General features: G+C 62.8%; 3 protein-coding genes. 2 read left to right on the top strand and 1 reads right to left on the bottom strand.

Annotation, left to right across the window (positions count from 1 at the left end; genetic code table 11):
* Positions 1-220: 220 nt before the first annotated feature.
* Positions 221-1,549 (bottom strand): UDP-glucose/GDP-mannose dehydrogenase family protein, encoded by a 1,329-nt coding sequence (locus tag VGP39_RS24780; protein WP_327570726.1) that lies wholly within the window; start codon positions 1,547-1,549, stop codon positions 221-223.
* 181 nt (positions 1,550-1,730) lie between these two features.
* Here VGP39_RS24780 and VGP39_RS24775 point away from each other — a divergent pair, with 181 nt between their 5' ends.
* Positions 1,731-2,777: an acyltransferase family protein gene (locus VGP39_RS24775; RefSeq protein WP_327570725.1), complete on the top strand. Its 1,047-nt coding sequence runs from the start codon at positions 1,731-1,733 to the stop codon at positions 2,775-2,777.
* Positions 2,778-3,157: 380 nt separating this feature from the next.
* Positions 3,158-3,379 carry a hypothetical protein gene (locus VGP39_RS24770; RefSeq protein WP_327570724.1) on the top strand — a complete coding sequence of 74 codons (222 nt, stop codon included), beginning with the start codon at positions 3,158-3,160 and terminating at the stop codon, positions 3,377-3,379.
* Positions 3,380-3,692 lie beyond the last annotated feature (313 nt).

The following is a 3,692-nucleotide window of genomic DNA, read 5'->3' as shown; positions in this document are numbered from 1 at the left end:
TTCAGATGCGACTTGTTGAAACCCGTTGGAGCATCGCAATAACTGCAGATTTGCCTGAGGTCAGATCCCCGCAACACCGTCGTTCCTAAGTAGTTGAAATGACTCGGATACATTTTTGGATCAGGCTCTGAGGAGCCGCGCACTTGCGCGGCGTTTCGAAGGATCGTCGCACGCACTTGTGGCCATCCTTCGAGGCTCGCCGTAAAGAACGGCGAGCACCTCAGGATGACGGCAGTGTTGGTGTGGCCGTCCGCCCCACGCTTTCATACGTAAAACCCAGCGCCGCCATGTCCTCGGGCCGGTAGATATTGCGCAGGTCGACCACCACCGGCTGCGCCATCTCGCGCTTCAGGCGCGCCAGATCCAGCGTGCGGTACTGCACCCACTCCGTCACCACCACCATGGCGTCGGCGCCGCGCACGCAGGCATAAGGGTCGTCGCAATAGTCGATATCCGGCAATTCGCGGCGCGCCTGCTCCATGCCGACCGGATCGTGGGCGCGCACCTTTGCGCCCATGTCGAGCAGCCCGGTCACCAGCGGGATCGACGGCGCCTCGCGCATGTCGTCGGTGTCGGGCTTGAAGGTGAGGCCGAGCACGGCGATGGTCTTGCCGCGCAAGGAGCCGCCGACCGCATTGGAAACCTTGCGGGCCATCGCGCGCTTGCGGTTGTCGTTGACCGCCACGGTGGCCTCGACGATCCGCAGCGGCACGTCGTGATCGAGCGCGATCTTCACCAGCGCGCGGGTGTCCTTGGGAAAGCACGATCCGCCGTAGCCCGGCCCCGCATGCAGGAATTTCGAGCCGATGCGGTTGTCGAGGCCGATGCCGCGCGCGACCTCCTGCACGTCGGCGCCGACCTTCTCCGCAAGGTCGGCGATCTCGTTGATGAAGGTGATCTTGGTGGCGAGGAATGCGTTGGCGGCGTATTTGATCAGCTCCGCCGTGCGCCGCGCCGTGAACATCAGCGGCGCCTGGTTCAGCGACAGCGGCCGGTAGATGTCGCCGAGCACTTTTCGCGCGCGTTCGTCTGAGGTGCCGACCACGATGCGGTCGGGAAACTTGAAGTCGCGGATTGCGGCGCCCTCGCGCAAGAATTCCGGATTGGACGCGACCACGAACTCGGCCTTAGGGTTGGTCTCGCGGATCAGCCGCTCCACCTCGTCGCCGGTGCCGACCGGCACCGTCGATTTGGTGACCACCACGGTAAAGCCCTTGAGCGCCGCAGCGATCTCGCGGGCGGCGGCGTGGACGTAGCTCAGATCGGCGTGGCCGTCGCCGCGCCGCGACGGCGTGCCGACCGCGATGAACACCGCATCGGCCTCGGCGACCGGAGCCGAGAGATCGGTCGCGAAGTCGAGCCGCCCGGCTTTGGCATTGGCCGCGACCAGCGCGTCGAGGCCGGGTTCGAAAATGGGGATTTCGCCACGGCGCAGTGCCGCGATCTTGTCGACGTCCTTGTCGACGCAGGTGACCTGGTGGCCGAAATCGGCGAAGCAGGCGCCGGACACCAGCCCCACATAACCCGTGCCAATCATGGCAATTCGCATGAAAACAGCCTGTCGATGATGGTTAACGCGATCGAGCGTTGTGAGCGGGTCTTAGAGCATTTTCGCTCGGAGGGGAAACCGCAAAAGGATACGGAAACCGGCACATCATTTGAATGAATAAAGGAGAATGAAACCCTCAAGGGGCGATGATGCGACAATGCCGCGCCGAAAAGACACAGCGATGACCGTAAACGGCACATCCGCCGGGCATTCCCAGCGGATCGATTGGGTCGATTACGCCAAGGGCATCTGCATCGTCATGGTGGTGATGATGCATTCGGTGCTGGGCGTCGAGGCCGCCGCCGGCCAGACCGGATTCATGCATGCCCTGGTAGTGTTCGCGAAACCGTTCCGGATGCCGGATTTCTTCCTGCTCTCCGGGCTGTTTTTGTCGGTCGTGATTGACCGCGGCTGGCGCACCTACCTCGATCGCAAGGTGGTGCACTTCGCCTACTTCTACGTGCTGTGGGTGACCATCCAGTTCGGCTTCAAGGCGCCTTCGTTCGCCGCCGAGTCGGGCTGGAGCCATGTCGGCATCCTGTACCTCGAATCGTTCATCGAGCCGTTCGGCACGCTGTGGTTCATCTATCTGCTGCCGGTGTTCTTCGTCGTCACCAAGGCGACACGCCGCGCGCCACCGCTGGCGATCTGGTTCGCGGCTGCGGCGCTGGAAATGCTGCACGTCACGACCGGCTGGACCGTGATCGACGAATTTTGCGCGCGCTTCGTGTATTTTTATTCCGGCTATCTGTTCGCGACTTACGTGTTCGCGCTGTCGAATCGCGCGCGGGTGCGACCCGCGTTCGCGGTCGCCGGATTGGCGCTGTGGTCGCTGGTCAACGGCGGCCTGGTGGTCTCCGGCTTCAGCGAATGGCCGGTGATTTCGCTGGCGCTGGGTCTGGCCGGCGCCTGCGCCATCATCGTCATCGGCACGCTGCTGGCGCAAGCGCGCCGGCTCGAGTTCTTGCGCTACTGCGGCGAGCACTCCATCGTCATCTATCTGGCATTCTTCCTGCCGATGGCGGTGACGCGAACGCTACTGCTGAAGTTCGGCCCGATCCACGACATCGGCACGATCTCGCTGATCGTCACCATCGCCGGCATTTTGGGCGCGCTGGCGATCTGGTGGGCGGTTCGCGGCACCAGGGCAAACTTCCTGTTCGAGCGACCGGCGGCATTTTGGATCGCGCCGAGGAAGGCGCGTGCAGGGCTGCAGGCGGCAGAGTAACGCCAGCCGTCATCGCCCTTTCCAGCCACACATTCAGCCGTCATCCTGAGAGGATGTGAATGTTTGCGTCATTGCGAGCCAACGGGTCGGCGCAAAGCGCCGCCCCGATGACAGGCTCCGCGAAGCAATCCAGAAAGCCACAAGCAAGGACTGGATTGCTTCGTCGCCTCGCTCCTCGCAATGACAACGAGAACGCCGTCCTCCTGAGGAGCCGCGCGCTTGCGCGGCGTCTCGAAGGATGGCCGCGGGTGCTTGTGGCTCATCCTTCGAGGCTCGCCGAAGACGGCGAGCACCTCAGGATGACGAGGGTGCTGTAGCCATCAGCAAAAATGAGAAGCCCTGCGGCAATGTGGGCAGGGAGAGCACAAAAGATTCATTCGATGGCTGAACCAGTTGCTCGGTCCGGTGTTGGGGATGTTCCAACTGTGAAAGGGATTCAAGACATGAGCGTGACGAAGGAAGAGAAAACGGTGACTGTCGAGAAGCGGAGCGGATCGTCTGACGCGAATGCGACCGTGACGGAGAACGGCAAGAGCGGCTCTGCAAAGGGCGGATCGGCCCGAGAGGCGCTCGAACGCGCCAAGGACAAGGCGAAGGGCTGATAGCTATCCACGGGTAACGGCACGTGAGTGAAAAAATTTAATGTTTCGCCGCTTGACATATAATCCTTTTCAGCTACATTCCTAGTCATCCCATCCTACCTTGAGGGAGCGTTACCTGGGACGCTTTGGAACGTGGGGATGGGAGCGGCGCCTGAGGGCGGGGGCTAACGTGGCTCACGCTCGCGGGAGTACTTGGGTATCCGTCCGGCCCCACTCTCGGGGTCTGCCACCGAAGCTGGCTGGACGGGGACAGGCAGCGGCGCGAAATCGCCGTGCGCCAAGTCCCCGGAAGCGCGGACCAGGGCTACTACGC

This window comes from Bradyrhizobium sp., assembly GCF_036009065.1.
In the GTDB taxonomy this organism is placed as follows: Bacteria; Pseudomonadota; Alphaproteobacteria; order Rhizobiales; family Xanthobacteraceae; genus Bradyrhizobium.
This window is presented reverse-complemented; position numbering and strand designations above follow the sequence as displayed.

Excerpts from the sequence above, each read along its gene's own strand:
- VGP39_RS24775 (WP_327570725.1), top strand. The coding sequence starts at position 1,731 with ATGACCGTAAACGGCACATCCGCCGGGCATTCCCAGCGGATCGATTGG.
- VGP39_RS24770 (WP_327570724.1), top strand. The coding sequence starts at position 3,158 with ATGGCTGAACCAGTTGCTCGGTCCGGTGTTGGGGATGTTCCAACTGTG.
- VGP39_RS24780 (WP_327570726.1), bottom strand. The coding sequence starts at position 1,549 with ATGCGAATTGCCATGATTGGCACGGGTTATGTGGGGCTGGTGTCCGGC.